We start from the raw sequence: 20,463 nt of genomic DNA on the forward strand, positions 1-20,463 counted from the left end.
ATGGCATGCAAGAGGTCAGCGGTTCGATCCCGCTTACCTCCACCAACAGCGCAGAAACAGGTAGTGAATAAATCAAAGTCGCCTCGAGCGGCTTTTTTATTTTGGCGAAGTATTTCCGCCATACCCTCGGGGGAATATGGCTAAGCTGTTAGCGCGCTTGCATGGTATGCAAGAGATCAGCGGTTAGCTCCCGCAAACCTCCACCAACAGCGCAGAAATCGCGCAGTAATCAAAGTCGCCTGGAGCGGCTTTTTTTATTTCCATGCCCCGTTCTGGAGTAGGGCGTAGGTCGGATTAGCGCAGCGTAATCCGACAGCACCATCGGCCTAACTCGGCATCCATAAGTCGCTTATGCGGCTTTTTTTGCGCCTGCTGAAATCGCAATAACGCAGTATTGCCATATCGCACGAGCATCTTCTGCCTCATAGAGAGATCCCTGCAAATAAGATGGAAAATAAAACCCCCGGCAGTTGATTTCGTGAATCACCCCATGCTATACTTCGCGCACGCTTTTTTGAGGGGCTAAGCAAAGCCTTCAACGAAGAGTCCGCTGAGAGTAAAGCCAGCACAGGTCCCCATCGTCTAGAGGCCTAGGACATCACCCTTTCACGGTGAGTACAGGGGTTCGAATCCCCTTGGGGACGCCAGACCGGCTGAATCAGCCAACAACAAAGCCGCCTGGTAACAGTGCGGCTTTTTTGTTATGGGCTGCCATGTCACGTTTTCTTTTCTCCTTTGAATATGCCATTAGCTACCGATCGCGTGCCATCCCTGGCCATTTTCTGCAAAGTCGTCGACAACTACGGCGATATCGGCATTTGCTGGCGCCTCGCGCGGCAGTTGGGCGGCGAACACGGCGTGGCCGTCACCCTGTGGGTCGACGATCTTGTCAGCTTTCAGCGCATTTGCCCCGCGATCGACGTGGCAGCCGAAGCGCAGCAGGTGTCCGGCGTCACGATACGCCACTGGCGCGGCCAGGATGGTGTATTTGTGCCCACCGATATCGCCGATATCGTCATCGAGTTCTTTGCATGCGACATTCCGCCCGGCTATATCGCCGCCATGGCGCAGTGTTCGCCGCAGCCCGTGTGGCTGAACCTGGAAGGCTTGACAGCGGAAGAGTGGGTCGAGGGCTGCCATGCGCTGACGTCGCCGCGCCACGGCATGATCAAGCATTTCTTCTTCCCCGGCTTCACGGATAAAACGGGTGGCTTGCTGCGCGAAGCGGCGCTCGACGAGCAGCGGCTGGCGTTCCAGGCCGATGCCGCCGCCATGGCGGCATTCCTCGGGCAATTCGGCGTGACGGCGACGGACATGCGCGCCTTGAAAGTGTCGCTGTTCTGCTATCCATCCGCTCCCGTCGCCGAGCTGTTTGCTGCCTGGCAGGCGGGCAGCGAGCCCATCACCTGCCTGGTGCCGGAAGGCGTCGCGTTCGATGCCGTTCAAGCGTTTATCGGCGACGATGCGGCGGTGCCCGGTGTGGCGCGCACGCGCGGCGCGCTTACCGTGCGCGTGCTGCCTTTCGTGCCGCAGGACGATTACGACCGCCTGTTGTGGGCCTGCGACGTGAACCTGGTGCGCGGCGAGGACTCGTTCGTGCGCGCGCAATGGGCTGGCCAGCCGTTTCTCTGGCATATCTATTTGCAGGATGAAAACTTGCATCACGTGAAATTGCGCGCCTTCCTGCAGCGCTATGCGGCGGATGCGGACGGCCCCATCGACAGCCTGGTGCAGGCGGCGCTGGCCTGGAATGGCGCCAGCGCGGACGCCTTGCCGTGGGCGCAGCTGTGGCCCGCATTGCAGGCCGATCTGCCGCGCATCCGGGCGCGCGCGCAGGCTTGGCAGCGGCAGATGCAGGCTAATGGCGATCTGGCAAGTAACCTGCTGGCGTTCGCTGGCGCGACGAGATAGGCGCTTGCCCAAAATTAAGGTAAAATGCCCGGTTATTTCTAACGTATTTTTAACCGATCAAACGCAAGCTTGCGGCGCTGATGGCGCACAGGCGGCAGATGGTCTTCATGCAACCCACTTTTTACGTACATTCCTATGAAACCCGCAAAAGAAATTCGTGTTGGCAATATCATCATGGTCGACAGCAAGCCAATGATCGTGTTGCGTTCTGATGTCAACGGTTCGAGCCGCACGGGCTTCACCTACAAATGGAAGATGAAAAATCTTCTGACGAACACCCCGATGGAAAACGTGTTCCGCGGCGACGACAAGTTCGACGTTGTTGTTCTGGATAAAAAGCCAGTGACGTATTCGTACTTCGCCGACCCGCTGTTCGTGTTCATGGACACCGAGTACAACCAGTACGAAATCGAAGAAGAAAACCTGGGCGAAGCGCTGAACTACCTGAAAGATGGCATGGAATGCGAAGCCATTTTCTACGACGGCAAAGCTATCTCCGTTGAACTGCCTACGACCATCGCCCGTCAAGTGGTGTACTCGGAGCCAGCGGTCAAGGGCAACACCTCGGGCAACGTCCTGAAAGAAGCCAAGATCGAAAACGCCATCGACGCGCACCGCCACACCGTGCAAGTGCCGCTGTTCGTGGCACAGGACGACGTCATCGAAATCGACACCCGCACCAACGAATACAAGCGTGTCGTACGCAACTGATTTGCTCCAGTACTGGACCATCAAGAAACGCTGCCTTCGGGCGGCGTTTTTTTTGCTTGGAAAATAATTCCTTATCACAACTATTAGCTTGCAAGGACTGCTATGCTATGGCTAGCACATTATTGCGTTAGAAACATTGAGGTTTCCTGGAGATACGATGCAGCGCAGTCAGATGTTACGCAGTGGCGCGTCCCGGAGCGTGCCGCGCCCCGTACTGGCCCGTGCCACGGCGCCGGCCAGTCCCATGGCCCATCTGCTCGACGCCGGCGTCTTGCCGCAACAGCAGATGATGCAGGCAGGCAAACTCAGTTCCCATGCGCTGACGTCGCAGTACCTGGCCCGCATCCGTTCCCTGTGCAGCATCGGCGCGCGCGCCTATCCCGGCATTGAAATCAATCCCGACGCCTTGAAAATCGCCCTGGAAATGGACCGCGAGCGGCAAGTGCACAAGGTGCGCGGCCCCTTGCACGGCATCCCCGTCGTCTTGCGCGACAACATCGCCACGGGCGACCGCATGAAGACGCGCACGCAGGCGCCGCTGGCCACGCATGCCAGCTGCGATTCCTTCGTGGCGGCGCGCTTGCGCGCGGCCGGCGCCGTCATCATCGGCAAAAGCAATTTGCGCCAGTGGGCGGCCGTCAGCGTGCCGCATGCCAGTGCCAGCTGGGCCGGACTCACCATCCTGGCCGTCGACAGCGCGGCGGACGGCTCCATCGTCGCGCCAGCTTCAAACTGCGGCCTGGTTGCCATCAAACCCACGGGCAGGGCCGCTGGCGGGCAGGGAGGTGAGCCAGCCACTGCCGGACCAATGGCGCCCAGCGTGCGCGAGGCGGCCTGGCTGCTTGCCGCCTTGAGCGGCGAGCGCCTGGCCGATGGCGTGGTGTTCGATGCCGCCGGCTTGCGCGGGCGCCGCATCGGCGTGGCGCGCAGCCTGTTCGGCCTGTGCGCCGGCACCGATGCCCTGATCGAGCAGGCGCTGAACGTGCTGCGCGAGCAGGGCGCGGAACTGATCGAATTGCCTCCCGCGTCGGGGCCGGGCGGCATCGAAACGCTGCTGCACTCGCATGGCCTTGATGCGCTGGTGGGGCCGACTTGCCATGGCGTAGCGCAGCCGCAGTCCGACTTGCCGCACATCACGGTGCCTGCCGGCGTGCTCGGGGGCTTGCCGGTCGGCTTATCCTTCATCGGTCCTGCCCACGGCGAGAAGCCACTCATTGCGATGGCGTATGCCTATGAGCAGGCGACCTTGCACCGGCGCACGCCCGCACTGCCATCGAGCATCACCCTGGCGCTGCGCCGACCATGATGATTCCTTTCGTTTTCTTTCGATAAACTATGCTTGCAACCTTGCTGCTGAGTGCGGCCGTGGCCGCCACCCCGACTCCTTTCGATGCCGAGCAACTGTCCGGCAGCTGGTCCGACAGCGTGAATACAAATAGTGTGTGCGAAGAAGCGCGCCACTTCACGCGCATGCAGCTATCAGACGACCATCAGCGGCTGGCGATCTTCAACGACCGCACGTGGAAAAGCAAGCTGGGCGAAACCAACCGCTTTGCCGCGACGGTGGTGGCGGAAACGGAGCGTAGCCTGACGTTACGCTATGACAATGAAACCCGCCTCAATGCCGCCGGCAAGTTGGTGGAATGGCAATTGATCATCGTCGCGCCCGGCGTGTACCGCTGGCGCGAGACGGGCTGGCCCGAAGGCAAGGTCAACGGGGTGGTCGGCATCCGCTGTTCTCCCTGAGGCGCGCGCACAAGCATGCCATTCTGCTATGCTTTCGGCATTATTCGATATTGTTAGGAAATTGCATGTCCGCACGTTTGCTCTTGCCCCTGTTCCTGGGCGCTGCTGTGGCGCTGGCCGCCATGCCGGCGCAGGCCCGTACGCCGAGGCTGTCGCTGATCGAGCAGGCGCAAAGTTGCGACGGCGGCGCTACCTGTCCGTATTTTCCCGACGTCTACAAGGCGGACTACGCCTTTCGCAAGGCTTTTAATGTCGGCTTGAAAAAGGCGGGCCTGAAGCGGCAGCGCTGGGTGCCCGATGGCGTGGCCAGCCCGCTCAAGCCGGTCGAGATCGACGGCAAGGCGCGCCTGCTGAGCAGCGTCTGCGAACCGCACAATTGCGGCCACCGCTATTCGATTTTGTACGACCCGGCCGCGCGCAGCATGACGGGCGTGTACATGGGCAGCGATGCCAAGGGCGGCGTGCGCACCGTCTACTTCGGCGAGCCCAGCATCGCAGAAGCCGAACTGCTGTACAAGAACTGATGCACGCGCCACTGTACATTTCCAGCGAGCGCGACGAACTGGACGTGCCCATGATCCACCGCTACCTGAGCGAGCAGTCGTACTGGAAGCGCGGCGTGGCGATCGACACGGTGCGCAAGGGGATCGCCAACGCGCTGTGTTTCGGCGGCTATGTGGATGGGCAGCAAGTGGCGTTCGCCAGGGTCGTCACCGACTACACGGATTTTGCGTATCTGCGCGACGTGTTTGTGTTGCCGCAATACCAGGGGCGCGGCTATGGCAAGCAGATGGTGGCCGCCGTGCTCGGCGATGCGCGTTTGCGCGATGTCGCCTGGATGCTGGGCACCGACGATGCGCATGGCCTGTATGCTGGCTTTGGTTTTACGCCGCTGGAGGCGCCGCAAAAGTACATGCGCCGCCCGGCGCCAGTAAAATTATCAAAAGAATAGTTGATTCCATAAAAACTATTGATATTGTCGTATCATATTAATATTGCCTTGATAATGACAATATGTCATTATGCGCGCTCTGCTGCGATTGCGCAGCCGTACTTTGCTGGTGTTTTGCCTTGCCATCGCCATACGGTGAGGGCGAGCTGAATGAGCGGTCTGACTGGTCGTCCCCTGGGTACGTTTTTTCGACAATGTAAAGGAATACATCATGAAACAATATGGCGCCGAATTTCTCGGCACGTTCTGGCTGGTACTGGGCGGTTGCGGCAGCGCCGTGCTGGCCGCGGCCTTCCCTGGCCTTGGCATCGGCTTTGTCGGCGTGGCGCTGGCGTTTGGCCTGACGGTGCTGACCATGGCTTACGCCATCGGCCACATCTCGGGCTGCCACCTGAATCCTGCCGTCTCGATCGGCCTGTGGGCCGGCGGCCGCTTTCCCGCCAGCCAACTGTTGCCATACATCATCGCGCAAGTGCTGGGCGCCATCGTGGCCGGCGGCGTGCTGTACGTGATCGCCAGCGGCCAGGCCGGTTTCGATGTGAGCAAGGGCTTTGCCTCGAACGGTTTCGGCGCCCACTCGCCGGGCGGCTATTCGATGCTGTCGGCGCTGGTCATTGAAATCGTGCTGACGATGTTCTTCCTGATCGTCATCCTGGGCGCCACCGACAAGCGCGCACCGGCCGGCTTCGCCCCGCTGCCGATCGGCCTGGCGCTGACCCTGATCCACCTGATCAGCATCCCCGTCACGAATACCTCCGTCAATCCGGCCCGCAGCACGGGCGTGGCCCTGTACGTGGGCGACTGGGCGACGAGCCAGCTGTGGCTGTTCTGGCTGGCACCGATCATCGGCGCTTTGCTGGGTGCGCTGGCCTACCGCCTGATTGCGGGCGAAAAAGAGTAGGCCGGCTTGGCCCGCAGGGCGTAAGCCGACAATGCCGGCAACGCAGCTTGTCGGCTTACGCGCGGCCTTGCCACGCTAAGCCGACCTACGCGGCTGGCCTACCGCCTGATTGCCGGCAAACGATTTGACGAAAGCAGCCCACGGGCTGCTTTTCTTGTTTACTCCGCGGCACGCCACTCGCTCAGGTAGTGCTGCGGCGTGCGGCCCAGGATGCGGCGGAACATGGCGCTGAAGGCGCTGGGGCTGGCGTAGCCCAGCGCATAGGCGATGGCGGCCACGCCTTCGCCCCGGTCTAGGCGGCAGAAGGCCTCGGCCAGGTGGACTTGCTGCAGCCATTGGCGGTAGTGCAGACCCGTTTCCTTGGGGAATAAACGGATCAGGGTGCGCGCGCTGGCGCCCGCATCCTGCGCCCAGTCCTCTATGCTGCGCCGGCTGCCGGGCGCGTCCATGATGGCCGAGCAGACGGCCACCAGGCGGCGGTCGCGCGGCCACGGGATGGCGAGGGGCACGGTATCGGCCGCCGCCAGTTCCGACAGGATCAGGTGCGCCAGCCAGTCGCCGCGGCCCTCTAGCGCATATTCGACCGGTTCGGCCAGCAAGGCCAGGATCAGTTCGCGCAGCAGCCGGCTCACTTCCAGCACCTTGCAATCGGCGCCATATCGGGCCGCCACCTGTGCGTCGATGTACACGGTACGCATGCTCAGTTCGCTCAAGATGTGGACTTCATGCACGATGCCCACGGGGATCAGCAGGGCGCGCCGCGGCGGCAACATCCACACGCCGTGCTCGGTGGACACGCGCATCACGCCTTCCGTCGCATACAGCAGTTGCGCCCGCACATGGCTGTGCGGCGCCGTATAGTCGCCCGCCGCATATTGCCGCGACATGGCCGTCACGGGGCGCGGCACGTGCTGGTAATCGTGCGAGCTGGTGCTGCGGCTGAACGGCACGCCATCGGGGTGGGTCTGGACGAGGGGTTGGGTGTACATGCTGGTCGTTGGATGCGCTCTTAATTGTCACCTAGTTGTCACTTGGGCGACGATTATTGGAAGTTATCAGTTCAGTGACCATACTATACTGGCTTCTTTGCCGGGCCGCCCGCCGAGCCCGATTATTGCGGATGACACATGCACACAACCACAACTGCTCCAGCATTGGCCAAGTCCGTGCCGGCGGCTCCTTCGCTTCATAGTTCCCAACAACAATCCGGTCTGGCCATGCACATCCTGGGCGCCGTCGCCTTCGTGCATTTGCTCAATGACTTGATCCAGGCATTATTGCCGTCGATTTATCCGATGCTGAAAGCCGAGTTTTCACTCAGTTTTACCCAGGTCGGCCTCATAACCCTGACGTTCCAGTGCACGGCTTCCTTGCTGCAACCCTGGATCGGCTTGTACACGGACCGCCGTCCGCTGCCATTCCTGCTGCCCGTCGGCATGTGCTTTACCCTGGCCGGCGTGCTGATGCTGTCCGTCGTCTCGACCTTTCCCACCTTGCTGATCGCCTCGGGCCTGATCGGCGTCGGTTCCTCGACCTTCCACCCGGAAGCGTCGCGCGTGGCGCGCATGGCCTCGGGCGGGCGCTACGGCTTTGCCCAGTCGCTGTTCCAGGTGGGCGGCAATGTCGGTTCCGCGCTGGGACCGCTGCTGGCGGCCGCCGTCATCGTCAACCGTGGCCACGGCAATATCGCCTGGTTCAGCCTGCTGGCAGTGCTGGCCATCGGCGTGCTGTACAAGGTCAGCCACTGGTATAGCGGCCACCTGGCCAGCTTCAAGCCGAAGGCGGGCGGCCACGGCCCTAATTTGTCGCGCAACAAGGTGATGGGGGCGCTGGGCGTGCTGGCCCTGCTGGTGTTTTCCAAGTACATCTACATGGCCAGCCTGTCGAGCTACTACACGTTCTACCTGATCGACAAATTCCACCTGTCGCTTGGCGATGCCCAGCTGTATTTGTTCCTCTTCCTCGCCGCCGTGGCGGCCGGCACCTTCATGGGCGGCCCCATCGGCGACCGTATCGGCCGCAAGCGCGTGATCTGGATTTCCATCCTGGGCGCCGCGCCATTTACCCTGCTGCTGCCCTACGTCGACCTGTTCTGGACGGCCGTGCTGACGGTGATCATCGGCTTCGTGATTTCGTCCGCGTTTTCCGCCATCGTCGTTTTCGCGCAGGAACTGGTGCCGGGCAAGGTGGGCATGATCGCGGGGATTTTCTTTGGCCTGATGTTTGGCGTGTCGGGCATCGCCGCCGCCGCGATGGGCCACCTGGCCGACGTGGCGGGCATCGCCTATGTGTACAAAATCTGCTCCTACCTGCCGCTGCTGGGCATATTGACGGTGCTGCTGCCGCATATCGAACAGGCGAAAAAATAAGCCAGCGCCGCGGGAGGGCTTGACGGCCCGCCCGCGCGCATGCGATATTGTCTCCATGATCTCTTCCATCCTCCCTCCAGTCCTTGCATACCGCGCCGCCGCTGCGCTGTGTCCGTGTACCTGGCTTCGCGAGGATGCGGCCCGGCGCCGTTAAACTTTTTACTCCTCATTCCGATGGCCACAGCGTTGAAAAACCTGTGGCCATTTTCTTTTCCGCAACGCGCATGAAAGCCCCGCATGACACTACATTTGTACGACACGTATAGCCGCAGCCTGCGGCCCTTCGAGACCATTGCGCCGGGCGAGGCGGGCCTGTACGCCTGCGGTCCCACCGTCTACGATTATGCGCACATCGGCAACCTGCGCACCTATCTGTTCGTCGACGGCTTGCGCCGCGCGCTCGAATTCAATGGCTTGCAGGTGCGCCACGTGATGAACATCACGGACGTCGGTCATCTGACGTCGGATGCGGACAGCGGCGATGACAAGATCGAGGCGCGTAGCGCCCGCAGCGGCAAGTCGGCCTGGGATATCGCCGCTGAATTTACCCGCGCGTTCGAGGGCGATCTGCAGCAGCTCAATATCCTGCCGCCCACCGTCTGGTGCCGCGCCACCGACCACATCGTCGAGCAGATCGCCTTCATTCTCGACCTGGAGGCGAAGGGCTATACCTACCGCACGGACGACGGCATTTATTTCGACACGACGCGCCAGGACAGCTATGGCAAACTGGCGCGCCTGAACCGCGACGGCCTGCAGGCGGGCAAGCGCGTGGACCTGGGAGAGAAACACGACATCTGCGACTTCGCGCTGTGGAAGTTCAGCGGCGTGCCGGGACAGCGGCAGATGGAGTGGGACAGTCCATGGGGCCTGGGTTTCCCGGGCTGGCATATCGAATGCTCGGCCATGGCGGAAAAGCACCTGGGCGCTTACTTCGACATCCATTGCGGAGGCGAAGACCACGTGGCAGTCCACCACAGCAACGAGATCGCACAAACGGAAGCGCGCCACGGCACGCGCCTGGCCAACTTCTGGCTGCATGGCGCCTTCCTGAAAACACAGGATGCGAAGATGTCGAAATCGTCGGGCGACTTTTTACGCCTGCACAGCCTGGTGGAGCAGGGCATCGATCCGCTGGCCTACCGCTACCTGTGCCTGGGCGCCCACTACCGCAGCAGCCTCAATTTCACGGACGAAGCGTTGCGCGCCGCCAGCAGCGGCCTGGCGCGCCTGCGCGTCAGCGTGCATGGCCTTGGCAAAGCACAGGGGGAGGCTGATCCCTCGTGGCTGGCGCGCTTTGCGGCGAAGGTCAACGATGACCTGAACTTTCCGCGTGCATTGGCCGTGGCCTGGGAGCTGCTGAAAAGCAGCCTGCCGGACGCCGTGAAAAAGGCCACCATGGCCCGCTTCGATGCGGCCCTGGGGCTCGACCTGCTAGCCTGGCAGCCGGCGCAGGTGGCCGTGCCGCAGCCGGTGCAGGCGTGGATGGCGGAACGGGCTATCGCCCGCGCGCAGCGCCAGTGGGCCGAGGCGGACCGCTTGCGCGCACTGGCGCGCGCGGCCGGCTATGACATTGACGATACGCCGCAGGGGCAACAGGCGCGGCCTTTGTGAAGATGTCCGGCATAATGGCCGCCTGATGAAACTGGAGATGCCGTGAAGCGCCGTTTGCTGATACTGAGTTGTTGCCTTGTCTTTTCTGCCGCCCGGGCGGCCAGTGAGTGTCCGGGCTTTCCCGCGCTGGCCACCTCCGGCGAAACGCTGCTGGCGCAAGTGCGCGCGCTGCCGCCCGTCGGCATCGACCGCGAACGGCAGGCGTGCGCGCCAGCGACCGTCATCGATTTCGCCTACAGCGGCGGGGTGCTGTGCAGTTTTGGCAGTGAAGCGGATGCGGCGACATCTGCCGTCACGCGCCTGGCCGATGGCGGTGAACTGGTCGAATACCTGTATCTGTTCCCGTATGCGCCGGCCACGCACGCGCGCTTGCTGGCGCTGCTGGCCGCGCGTTTCACGCCAGTGGACAAGGCAGCCTGGCCCGCCTTCCTGCAAGCCGCCAGGCCGGGCAAGGAAACCACGGCCCTGTTCACGCATGGCGGCTTTTATATTTCGCTGGGCAAGCCTACCGAAGGCGATCCTGCCGAATGGTATTCGAATGTGATCTTTGAAAAGGTGGACAAGCCTGCGCTGGGCGTGCGCAAGGTGTGCAAGGAAGCTCGCGATGGCTGAAGCGGATGCCTTTCCGGCCGCACTGGCAGGCACTGTGGCGCAGCTGTTGCCTGCGCTGGCATATGGCCAGTTGCATGCGCCCGTTCGGTCGTTTTCGGTATGCCAGGATGGCGAGACTTTGCTGATCCCGACGCGCACGTATTACGATAGCGAGCGGCTGCTGGCTTGTACGCGGCTGCCCGGCGACGCGGGCGTGATCGCCCTGTGCCTGGGCGCGCGCCACCATGACGGCCATGTGCGCGAAGCGTGTGCAAGGCAGCTGTTGCTGCAGGAGCGGGCGTGGACGGTGCCGTTCGTCGTGCACCTGTGCGGCGAATACGTGCTGGAGATTATTGAGATAATTGGCGCGGCGCTGCCGGCCTGGAATACGCAGGCGCTGGCGCGCTACCTGCGGGAGAACCCCGCCTATGTGGACACGCTGGAGCGGCGCACGATCAGTTACTGGAGCTGCTACTACCGCCGGCGCCATCCCGCGTGGGATAGCTACCCGGGACGCAGGACCATGGCGGCCCTGCGTGCATTGCAGCAGCTTACGCCTCGATAAAGCGCATCTTGAAGCTGCGGCCCTTGATATTGCCGAAGTCGCGGCCCAGGGAGTTACCGGCGTTGAGGCGCTTGAAGGCCGCTTCGGCCACCTTGCGGTCCAGTGCCACGTAGGTCATGAACTCGAACACGTTGATCTTGCCCACCTGCTCCTTGGTGAGGCCAGCGTCGCCCGTCAGCGCGCCCAGCAAGTCGCCCGGGCGCAGCTTGTCTTTCTTGCCGCCCATGATGCACAGGGTGACCATGGGCGCCGGCAGCGCCTCCATGCCGTCATCTTCCGCCAGTTCCTTCAGGTCGTGCCATTCGGCGGCGCTGTTCTGGTATTGCTCGATCAGCTTGACCCATTTTTTCTCGTTCGGCGCGCACAGCGACAGGGCCAGGCCCTTCTTGCTGCCGCGGCCCGTGCGGCCGATGCGGTGGATGTGCACTTCCGTGTCCTTCGACACGTCGACGTTGATCACGGCGCCCAGGTCGGAAATATCGAGGCCGCGCGCGGCCACGTCGGTGGCCACCAGCACGGAGCAGCTGCGGTTGGCGAACAGCACGAGGATTTCATCGCGCTCGCGCTGTTCCAGCTCGCCGTACAGGGCCAGCGCGGAAAAGCCTTGCTGGCGCAGCTCGTCGGCCAGTTCGCGGCAATGCACCTTGGTGTTGCAGAAGGCCAGCGTGGATTCCGGCTTGAAGTGTTTGAGCAGTTTGCCGACGGCGCTATTGCGCTCGTCGAAGCCGATTTCATAGAAGCGCTGCTCGATCTTGTCGTTGTCGTGCTGCGCCTCGACCGTCACTTCCAGCGGATTGACGAGGAACGACGCCGTGGCGCGGCGGATATCTTCCGGGTACGTGGCCGAGAACAGCAGGGTCTGGCGACGCGCCGGGCAGGCGCTGACGATGCCGGCGATTTCTTCGTAAAAGCCCATGTCCGTCATGCGGTCCGCTTCATCGAGCACCAAGGTTTGCACGTGATTCAGGTTGATGGTGCCGCGGCCCAGGTGGTCGCGCAAACGGCCCGGCGTGCCGACGACGATGTGCGCGCCGTGTTCCAGCGAGGCGATTTGCGGGCGCATCGGCGCGCCGCCCGTGAGGGTCAGGATCTTGATGTTGCCAGCCGCGCGGGCCAGGCGGCGCAGCTCATTGGCCACCTGGTCGGCCAGTTCGCGCGTGGGGCACAGCACCAGGCCCTGCACGGCAAACCAGGCCGGATTGAGCTTGTGCAGGATGCCGATGCCGAAGGCGGCCGTCTTGCCGCTGCCCGTTTTCGCCTGGGCGATCAGGTCGCGGCCATCGAGTACGGCCGGCAGGCTTTGCGCCTGGATGGTCGTCATCTCGTGGTAGCCGAGCGAGTCCAGGTTGGCCAGGAAGGCGGGCGTCAGCGGCAGGCTGGAAAAAGAAGTGGTGGCGGATGTGGTGTTCATAAGGGCGGAGCCGGTAAAAAGCGGGTGGATGGGCACAGTCTACAGGCGTTATACGCCCTTGTGCGGATGGTTGTGGAAGCTGGCGGCAAACGGCCGCCGGCGTTGGGGGACTAGTTGTCGGGCGCCCAGATGGGCAAGCCGGTCAGATCGAGGCCAGCGTCGCGCGTCCATACGGGCAGGCCCGTGGCGTCGGTCGGCTCCAGCAATTCAAGCTGCACCTGCTTCAGCGCCACCTTGCGCGCGCGCGTGCGGCGTTGCGGTTCCGGCGCCGGCTCTGGCGCCTCGTGCGCTGGCGGCGGGCCGAAACCGGGCAAGTCGATGGTGGCGTTGTCTTTTTTATCTCTCATTTGCTAACCTCTTTCCCTGGCTTGCGAAAGCCAGGGGGCGGGCAAGGTGCTGCCCGCCTATGTCTATACGCTTTAACTTCATCCACAAAACAAAAGCCCGGCTACTGGAGTCGGGCTCATTGTTGGAACAACCGTCAGGAATACCTGTCCTGCGGATTTAAGTGCGGCACGCAGTGTATCACAGGCGTGCCGCATTGTGGGTGGCTTAGCGGAAGCTCAGAGCGCCCGTCAGGTCGCCCGGCGGCAGCGCGCCGCGCGACGCAAAGGCGTCGTTGCGCACTTTCAGGCCTTCGAGCAGCGGCAGGTCGTGCAGGCGCGTGATCAGGCGCAGGATCGACGTCGTGTCATAAAAACTGTGGTCGACGGCGCCTTTCTTCGCGTACGGCGAGACGACGATGGCGGGAATGCGCGTGCCCGGACCCCAGCGGTCGCCTTTCGGCGGCGCCACGTGATCCCACCAGCCGCCGTTTTCATCAAACGTGATCACGACGATCATGTCCTTCCACTGCGGCGATTCCTTCAAATGCTGGATGACGTTGGCCACGTGCTGGTCGCCCGATTCGATATCGGAATAGCCGGCGTGCAGGTTCAGATTGCCCTGCGGCTTGTAGAAGGTCACGGCCGGCAGCTTGCCCGCCACGGCGGCGGCGAGGAATTTGTTCGAGATCGGGCTGTCGCCTGTGCCGCCGTCGCGCAGGTGTTCGGCGCGCGCAGCCGTGCCTGGCGCGAACTGCTTGAAGTAGTTCAGCGGCTGGTGGTGGAACTGGAAGTTCGGCTTGCTGCCGCCGCCTTTGTGGTCGAGCGCCGCTTGCCAGCCGCCGCCATACCACGCCCAGCTGACGCCCTTGCGCGACAGCAGGTCGCCGATGGTGTCATAGGTTTGCGGCGGCAGGGTGTTCGCGTCGGCCGGGTCGGCATGCAGCGGGTCGCCGTCGAAGGCGGGGCGGATGTAGCTCGGCTGATATGGCGGGGCCATGGTGTTGACGGCATAGCCGTCCGGCGTGATGGCGCCGTCATTGACGTATTTCGGCTTGCCGTCCAGCGCGGAGGCGGGGCAGTCGGGCGAAATCGCCAGGCGCACGCCTTGCGGGCCGTCGGACAGCACGGCGATCTTTTTCTTCGCCGCCGTTTCGGATGCATTGAAATATTCGTTGGCGCGGCCCGTGACGAGGAACTGGTGGTTCATATAGGAGCCGCCGAAGGCTGCCATGAAGAAGTTGTCGCACAGCGTGTATTGCTCGGCGATCTGCCACAGGTTCAGGTTTTTCGACGTTTCACCGTAATGGCCCATCACCAGGCCGCCGCTGTCGGCCCACGCGGCAAAGCCGTCGTTCTTGCCGCTGTTGATCTGCATCTGGTTGTTATAGAAGCGGTGCACGAGGTCGCGCGTGATGATGCTCTCGGGCAGGGGCTTGCCGGCCGCGTCGCTCAATTTGTAGGGCGCGTTGGGCAGACCGGAAATCTGGTCTTCCTTGATCAGGTAATCGGTGCCGCCGATATTTTGCTGGTTCGGCACGAGGCCGCCCCAGATCTTCGGCAGCGTGGCCAGCGGCTTGCCGTCGCGGTCCAGCTGCTGCGCCTGTTCCGCCGTGACGGCGGACAGGGGCGCGCTGGTGCCGGGGAAGTTGGCGAACAGGTTGTTGAAGCTGCGGTTTTCCAGGTAGATCACGACCACGTTCTTGACGTGCGCCTTGAGTTTCGCGTCGAGCGAACCCTTGGCGATGGTCTTTTTGGCGGGCGCGGCGTCGGCCAGCGCCGGCAGGCTGGCGGCCAGGCCGACTGCGGAAGCAGCCTGGAAAATGCGCCGGCGCGAGGGATTGGCGGGTTGGTCGGCCGGATCGGCTGGCAGGGCGGGGGCGAGGTCCTTCACACATTCTCCTTGGGTGTCTCTATGGGCACGGGCGTTGGCGGCAATGGCCGGCAACGCCCGTGAAGCGGGAAAATTGTATCACCGGCCCTGCGCCGGTGTGAAATGCTAGAACTGGTAACGCACGCTCAGCGCCACCTTGCGGGCCGGACCATACATGCCCGAGTACCACCAGTCCGACACGGAAGCCGTGTATTTTTTGTCGAACAGGTTGGCCACGTTGACGGTGGCAGACAGCTTGTCGTTGACGTCGTAGCGCGCCATCAGGCTGGCCACCGAGTACGCCTTCTGTTCCCAGTGCATGGTGCTGTTGATCTGCCACGCGTCGATGTCCGAATACACGCGGCTTTGCCAGTTCACGCCGCCGCCGATGGTCAGGCGATTGAGGTCGCCGGGCAGGCGGTAAGTCGTCCACAGTTTCACCAGGTGGCGCGGGAAGGTGGTCAGGATGGCCTTGCCGGCATTGTTTTCCGTCTGGCTGTACGACCACGATGCCGAAATATTCCAGTCCGGCGTGATGGCGCCCGTCGCTTCCACGTCCACGCCCTGGGTCTTGGCGCCCTTAATGGCGCGGTTGGCAGGATTGTTCGTGCCAGGCACGGTGTAGCCGGGGTCCGATTCGGACAGATTGCTCTGGCGGATCTGGTACAGCGCGGCAGAGGTGTTCAGGCGGCCATCGAGCCAGCCGCTCTTGATGCCCGCTTCAAAGGTCTTGCCTTCGCGCGGCGCCAGCAGCTTGCCGTAGCGGTCTTGCGATGCTTGCGGCTGGTAGATGGTGGAGTAGCTGGCGTAGGCGCTGTGCGTGCCGTCGATATCGAATACGAGGCCGCCATACGGCGTGAAGACACGGCTCTCCGAGGCAGGGGACGCGCTGTAAAAATTCACGGAAGGCGCGTCCGAGATGTAGTTCTCGCTGTAGCGCAGCACCTTGGCGCCGGCGATCAGTTTCAGGCGTTCGGAGAGGTTGAAGCGGCTGGCCGCGTAGGCGCTGGCCTGGCGGCGAGTGCTGTCATAGATAACGGTGGTGCCGCCAAACACGGGCGTTGCCGTGCGATTCCAGCGGTACAGGTTGACGGGCGTGTTTTCGACGCCCCTGTCGAAACGGCCATCGGTCGTGCTTTGAAATTCGCTGTAGTCCATGCCCAGCACCAGCTCGTGCTGGCGGCCGAACGCGCTGAACGGCCCGCGCACATTGACGTCCACGCTGTTGACCTGAAGCTGGTAGTCGCGGTAGTCGGCGTTCAAGCTCAGGCCATCGCCCGTGGCCTGGTCGGGAAAGCCGCCACTCACGCTCAGGTAGACGGCGCGTTCTTCCTGCGACGATTGCACGCGGTTGGCCGAGATTTTCAGTTTCCAGTCGTTGGCCAGCGCGTGCTCCACGGTGGCGAAGAGGTCGGTCGAATTGGTGTCGAAGCGGTTCGACTTGGCGGCCGGGCTGAAAGAGCGCGGCAGGTCCGTCATGACGCCATTGCTGTAGAACAGGGGGAAGCCCAGGTAGGACAAGGATCCGTTCGAGCGCTTGCGCTGGTGCGTGACGCCGGCCGTCAGCTTCGTGTCGCGTGACAGATCCGCTTCGACCACGCCGTAGACCACTTTCTTGTTGCGGCTGTAGCCGTCGATGATGCTGTCGCCTTCTTCGTACACCGTCACCAGGCGGCCGCGCACGCTGCCAGTCTCGTTCATCGGACCCGAGACGTCGGCCATGGCGCGCCGCTCATCATAGGAAGCCAGCTCGCCCTCGACCGAGGCCTGGAACTGCGCCGTCGGCTTCTTGCGCACCATGTTGATGGCGCCCGAGGCGTCGCCCGCGCCCGTCATCAGGCCCGAGGCGCCGCGCAGCACTTCGATGCGGTCGTACAGCGCCATGTCGGCCAGGCTTTGCGACGGTATCGCATTGAGGCCCAGGTTTTCCGAATGCGTGCTGACGCCATCGAGCTGGTAATTGGTGATCGAATAGCCGCGTGAAGTAAAGCCCGTGCGTTCGCTGCCCAGCGAGAACAGCGTGATGCCCGGCGTCTGTGCCATCACTTGCGCGATCGTGTTCAAACCCTGGTCCTGCATGCGCTGCTGCGTGATGACGCTGACCGACTGCGGCGTTTCCCTGACCGACAGGCCCAGCGGCGTGGCCGTGGCGATCGGCAGGGTGGAGACATACGCGCCCGAGCCTTCCGTCGCATCCTGCTGCGCCTTGACCGATACTTCCGGCATCATCGCCATCGCTTCGCCACCCGCCGCCGCATCGGCCGGGCGCAGCACATAGCTGCCGTTGGCACTGCGTTCGGCCTTCAGGCCCGTGCCGCGTAGCACGCCGTTCAGGGCGGCCAGCACGTCGTGGCGGCCGCTCAAGCCGGCCGAGGTCTTGCCGCGCGTCTGCTCCGGCGTGAAACTGAGGATGACACGCGACTGGCTGGCGACCTGGCGCAGCGCCGTGGCCAGGTCGCCGGCCGGCACCTGGAAGTCGAGGCTGGCCGCAGCGGCGGCCGCGCTTTCCTGCGCCAGGGCTGGCGTCTGGACGTTCAGCAGCAGGGCCGAACCGATGAAGACGAGCTCGATGGCATACGCCATGGGTTTGATACGCGGCTTGGAATGAATGGCAGGAGACATGGTTACCTTGTGGTGTAGTCGTCAAAAAAGAACGTTGCCTACACAGGTCACGCGAGAATCGGAAGCGGGTACTTTTTTTGCGCCGGCGTCAAAATATATTTTCAGCGCGGCTGGCGCGCCTCGACCTGCACCCAGTAGCGCGTGCGCAGGCGCACGTCCACGGGCAGGGAGTCGGGCAGCGACAGCAGCACGGCATCCAGGTCGGCCAGCGGGAAGACGCCGGAGATGCGCAGGCCGGCGACGGCGTCGTCGCAGCCCAGCAAGCCGTGGCGGTAGCGGCTCAGTTCATGCAGGAAGTCGCGCAGCGGCATGGCGTCGGCCAGCAGCAAACCCTGGCGCCAGGCCCAGACATCGGGCGAGACGGCGTGCGCGGGCAAGGTATTCTGCGCCGTCATGCCGCCGCCCTGGCCCGCGCGGAGCACCGGGCTGGCGTTGCCATGGCGCGGCATCAGCCGCACGGCGCCTTCCTCGACGGCGACCACGGTGCTGCCGTCCGCCTGGCGCACCGAGTAGCGCGTGCCCAGCGCCTGCGCGTGGCCTTGCGCCGTTTCGACGAGGAAGGGGCGGTAGGGCATGCCCGTTTCGCGGGCCGTGGCGATGAACACTTCGCCCTGCACCAGTTGCAGCAGGCGCTGCGTGCCCGTGTAGCGGATGTTGACGGCGCTGCCGCTGTTCAGGTGCAAACGGCTGCCGTCGGGCAGGGTCAGCTCGCGGCGTTCGCCCACGCCGGTCGACAGGTCGGCCAGCGCGGCGCGGGCCATGTCGGGCGCATATTGCGAGCGCGCGCCGAACCAGCCCGTGAGGCCGATGGCCGAGACCCACGCCAGCAACTGCAGGCTGCGGCGGCGCGAGATGGTCGAGGCAGGGCGGGAGCGCTGTGTCAACGCCGTGCGGCTGGCCTGCGCATCGAGTTCGCGCAAGCTGCCGCTGACGCTTTCGATGTGTTTCCACGCCCGTTCATGGTCGGGGTGCGCCTGGCGCCACTGCTGCCAGGCCGTTTTTTCCGCCGGCGTCGTTTCGCCGCTCATCAGGGTGGCCAGCCATTCGGCTGCCTGCATGGCGATGGCCAGATCGATGGGCTGGCCCTGTGCGTAGACGGTGGCGCCGCGCATGTCAGGAGGCGGTAAAATCGGGCACGGCAAAAAAGCATAGCAGGTTGGCCTTGCTCAGGTATTTTTTGACGGAATGCGTGGTGGTGCCCAGTTCGGTGGCGATCTCGGCGTAGGTCATGCCGTCCAGGTGTGCCAGCAGGAAAGCGGCCCTGGCCTTGGCGGACAGCTGGTCCAGCGCGCGGTCGACCAGCTGCAGCGATTCGAGCAGGATGGACATCGCTTCCGGCGACGGCGTGCTCGCTTGCGGCTGGTGCAGCAGGGCGTCGAGGTAAGCCCGTTCCAGCTCTTCGCGCCGGCAGTGGTTGGCCAGCAGGCGCTTGGCGATGGTGGCCAGGAAAGGGCGCGGCTGCGCGATCCCGGCACTGCTGCGCGCAACGAAGATCTTGATGAAGGTATCCTGCGCCAGGTCGCCGGCCAGCCCCGCATCGTGCAGGCGGCGCTTCAGCCAGTGCAGCAGCCAGGAATGGTGCTCGGCATACAGGGCCTGGAAGTCGGACGGAGGGGAAGGGGCGGACAGCATGCGAAGAGGGTGGGATATCTTAATCTAAATGAGAATTGTTCTCATAATAACGCAGCGGCGCGCGCCAGGCAATCGGGAAAACGCGGCGTTGCTGAAATGCGACTGCGCGCCCGGGCCACGCGCGGTGCCGGATTTGCGCCTGCGCACGGCAGATGTAAAAGTTTCCTTGGCGCAAGCTTTCATGTGAGAAAATGCGGCTTGTCGATGTGGTGCGGAGCGGAGCGAAAAATGATGTGGATGGTTGGCGGTGCCCTGGTTCTATTGGTCGCCAGATTTTTATGGCTGGCCTATTTTCATCGGGTCAACGCGATGTCGCGCCAGGCGGAATTGATGAACTGGCTCGATATCGGCCGGGTGTCGAACCCCGATGGCGGCAAGGATATTCTGTTGGCGAGAAATGAGCGCGGCGCCCGGATCGACTGGCGCACGGGCGAAGTCTGGCTGATGAACCCCAAGGTGGCCGAGCCGTTTGCCGATTTCCTCGCCGTCGAGCGCTGGCTGACGATGCGCGACATGCCGGCGGCGGGCAAGCTGGCCGCAGCCACGCCTGCGCCAGTGGAACCGGAACCGGAAGCGGCGCCTGAGCCCGGCCCCGTGCGCGATACCTTGCCGGCATTCCAGCAAAAAGTCGATGCCTGCCTGGCCAAGGCCGAAGGCGGCCAGGAATTGCTGGAAACCAAGCAGGCGTTCGAGGCGGGCAGCGAGCCCTATCTCGAGGCGTCGACGGAACTGAGCAAGACGGCGCTCGAGCTCGAAGTGTCGCCAGCCATGGTAGCGACGTTTCATATCAGCGCCTTTGCCGCCCTGTCCGAAACGGCGGGCGCCGACAAGCTGGAAAGAGTGGCGGCCAGCCTGCACGCGGCGGCCAGGCAGATCAGGGCCAGCGTCGCCGTGTAAAAAGCGGGCCTGACCCGGAATGAAAAAAACCGCTGACTCCCTTGCAGGAATCAGCGGTTTTTATGTATTGGTTGCGGGGACAGGATTTGAACCTGTGACCTTCGGGTTATGAGCCCGACGAGCTGCCAGACTGCTCCACCCCGCAGGCGAATTATAACCGAGTTTGTTGCATTGCGAAAGAGCGGATTGACACGAAGGGCATTTGCTTTGCATGAGGGCGGTAGGCATGCTGCGCCGCAATGGAAAAAGCCGCCGATCCCTTTGCAAGAATCAGCGGCTTTTTATATATCTGGTTGCGGGGACAGGATTTGAACCTGTGACCTTCGGGTTATGAGCCCGACGAGC

19 protein-coding genes and 2 tRNA genes are annotated in these 20,463 nt (G+C 63.2%); 13 read left to right on the forward strand and 8 right to left on the reverse strand.

The genetic code is table 11. The features are described 5' to 3' along the window. Positions 1-571: 571 nt before the first annotated feature. The 8 genes from JAB6_RS04635 to aqpZ all read left to right on the forward strand — a co-directional run bounded on the left by JAB6_RS04635 (position 572) and on the right by aqpZ (position 6,221). A tRNA-Glu gene (locus JAB6_RS04635) sits at positions 572-647 on the forward strand. Between the two features lie 94 nt (positions 648-741). Next, the gene (earP, locus tag JAB6_RS04640; RefSeq protein ID WP_070301574.1) at positions 742-1,911 is read left to right on the forward strand and encodes an elongation factor P maturation arginine rhamnosyltransferase EarP; all 1,170 of its coding nucleotides are present in this window, start codon (positions 742-744) and stop codon (positions 1,909-1,911) included. Between the two features lie 135 nt (positions 1,912-2,046). Further along, on the forward strand, positions 2,047-2,622 hold the full coding sequence (locus tag JAB6_RS04645; RefSeq protein ID WP_034758247.1) for an elongation factor P: 576 nt from the start codon (positions 2,047-2,049) through the stop codon (positions 2,620-2,622). Positions 2,623-2,821: 199 nt separating this feature from the next. Next, a complete protein-coding gene (locus JAB6_RS04650) occupies positions 2,822-3,928 on the forward strand; it encodes an amidase family protein (RefSeq protein ID WP_175444495.1) in 1,107 nt (368 codons plus the stop codon). A 29-nt stretch (positions 3,929-3,957) separates the two neighbouring features. Further along, a complete protein-coding gene (locus tag JAB6_RS04655) occupies positions 3,958-4,368 on the forward strand; it encodes a hypothetical protein (RefSeq protein ID WP_139143284.1) in 411 nt (136 codons plus the stop codon). Positions 4,369-4,433: 65 nt separating this feature from the next. Further along, positions 4,434-4,892 (forward strand): Ivy family c-type lysozyme inhibitor, encoded by a 459-nt coding sequence (locus JAB6_RS04660; protein WP_070301576.1) that lies wholly within the window; start codon positions 4,434-4,436, stop codon positions 4,890-4,892. Continuing rightward, the gene (locus JAB6_RS04665) at positions 4,892-5,320 is read left to right on the forward strand and encodes a GNAT family N-acetyltransferase (protein WP_070301577.1); all 429 of its coding nucleotides are present in this window, start codon (positions 4,892-4,894) and stop codon (positions 5,318-5,320) included. The genes JAB6_RS04660 and JAB6_RS04665 overlap by 1 nt, the downstream gene beginning before the upstream one ends. 211 nt (positions 5,321-5,531) lie before the next feature. Beyond that, entirely contained in the window at positions 5,532-6,221 is a 690-nt protein-coding gene (aqpZ, locus tag JAB6_RS04670; RefSeq protein WP_034758233.1) for an aquaporin Z, read from the forward strand. 158 nt (positions 6,222-6,379) lie between these two features. Here aqpZ and JAB6_RS04675 read toward each other — a convergent pair whose 3' ends face one another. Beyond that, positions 6,380-7,210 (reverse strand): helix-turn-helix domain-containing protein, encoded by an 831-nt coding sequence (locus JAB6_RS04675; RefSeq protein ID WP_070301578.1) that lies wholly within the window; start codon positions 7,208-7,210, stop codon positions 6,380-6,382. A 228-nt stretch (positions 7,211-7,438) separates the two neighbouring features. On the opposite strand from JAB6_RS04675, the gene JAB6_RS04680 reads away from it, so the two are divergent. The 4 genes from JAB6_RS04680 to JAB6_RS04695 all read left to right on the forward strand — a co-directional run bounded on the left by JAB6_RS04680 (position 7,439) and on the right by JAB6_RS04695 (position 11,360). Next, on the forward strand, positions 7,439-8,590 hold the full coding sequence (locus tag JAB6_RS04680) for an MFS transporter (RefSeq protein WP_034758230.1): 1,152 nt from the start codon (positions 7,439-7,441) through the stop codon (positions 8,588-8,590). A 237-nt stretch (positions 8,591-8,827) separates the two neighbouring features. After that, the gene (gene cysS / locus JAB6_RS04685; protein ID WP_070301579.1) at positions 8,828-10,204 is read left to right on the forward strand and encodes a cysteine--tRNA ligase; all 1,377 of its coding nucleotides are present in this window, start codon (positions 8,828-8,830) and stop codon (positions 10,202-10,204) included. Positions 10,205-10,246: 42 nt separating this feature from the next. Next, positions 10,247-10,816 (forward strand): hypothetical protein, encoded by a 570-nt coding sequence (locus tag JAB6_RS04690; protein WP_070301580.1) that lies wholly within the window; start codon positions 10,247-10,249, stop codon positions 10,814-10,816. After that, on the forward strand, positions 10,809-11,360 hold the full coding sequence (locus JAB6_RS04695; RefSeq protein ID WP_070301581.1) for a hypothetical protein: 552 nt from the start codon (positions 10,809-10,811) through the stop codon (positions 11,358-11,360). The genes JAB6_RS04690 and JAB6_RS04695 overlap by 8 nt, the downstream gene beginning before the upstream one ends. Here the strand turns inward: JAB6_RS04695 and dbpA are convergent. From dbpA to JAB6_RS04725, 6 genes are all read right to left on the reverse strand, one after another. Then, positions 11,347-12,771 (reverse strand): ATP-dependent RNA helicase DbpA, encoded by a 1,425-nt coding sequence (gene dbpA / locus JAB6_RS04700; RefSeq protein WP_034758226.1) that lies wholly within the window; start codon positions 12,769-12,771, stop codon positions 11,347-11,349. The genes JAB6_RS04695 and dbpA overlap by 14 nt on opposite strands. Before the next feature lie 110 nt (positions 12,772-12,881). Continuing rightward, positions 12,882-13,118, reverse strand: a complete 237-nt coding sequence (locus JAB6_RS04705; protein WP_034758223.1) for a hypothetical protein — start codon at positions 13,116-13,118, stop codon at positions 12,882-12,884. Between the two features lie 205 nt (positions 13,119-13,323). Continuing rightward, positions 13,324-14,988 carry an acid phosphatase gene (locus tag JAB6_RS04710; RefSeq protein ID WP_070301582.1) on the reverse strand — a complete coding sequence of 555 codons (1,665 nt, stop codon included), beginning with the start codon at positions 14,986-14,988 and terminating at the stop codon, positions 13,324-13,326. Between the two features lie 105 nt (positions 14,989-15,093). Continuing rightward, entirely contained in the window at positions 15,094-17,589 is a 2,496-nt protein-coding gene (locus JAB6_RS04715) for a TonB-dependent receptor (RefSeq protein WP_070301583.1), read from the reverse strand. Positions 17,590-17,690: 101 nt separating this feature from the next. Beyond that, on the reverse strand, positions 17,691-18,701 hold the full coding sequence (locus tag JAB6_RS04720; RefSeq protein WP_070301584.1) for a FecR domain-containing protein: 1,011 nt from the start codon (positions 18,699-18,701) through the stop codon (positions 17,691-17,693). Position 18,702: 1 nt separating this feature from the next. Beyond that, positions 18,703-19,221 carry a sigma-70 family RNA polymerase sigma factor gene (locus JAB6_RS04725; RefSeq protein ID WP_070301585.1) on the reverse strand — a complete coding sequence of 173 codons (519 nt, stop codon included), beginning with the start codon at positions 19,219-19,221 and terminating at the stop codon, positions 18,703-18,705. 228 nt (positions 19,222-19,449) lie between these two features. On the opposite strand from JAB6_RS04725, the gene JAB6_RS04730 reads away from it, so the two are divergent. Continuing rightward, positions 19,450-20,118 carry a hypothetical protein gene (locus JAB6_RS04730; RefSeq protein WP_139143285.1) on the forward strand — a complete coding sequence of 223 codons (669 nt, stop codon included), beginning with the start codon at positions 19,450-19,452 and terminating at the stop codon, positions 20,116-20,118. Positions 20,119-20,186: 68 nt separating this feature from the next. On the opposite strand, the gene JAB6_RS04735 is transcribed toward JAB6_RS04730, so the two are convergent. Then, positions 20,187-20,263, reverse strand: a tRNA-Met gene (locus tag JAB6_RS04735). Positions 20,264-20,463: the final 200 nt, after the last annotated feature.

It is taken from the genome of Janthinobacterium sp. HH104 (assembly GCF_001758715.1).
Lineage (GTDB): Bacteria > Pseudomonadota > Gammaproteobacteria > Burkholderiales > Burkholderiaceae_D > Janthinobacterium > Janthinobacterium aestuarii.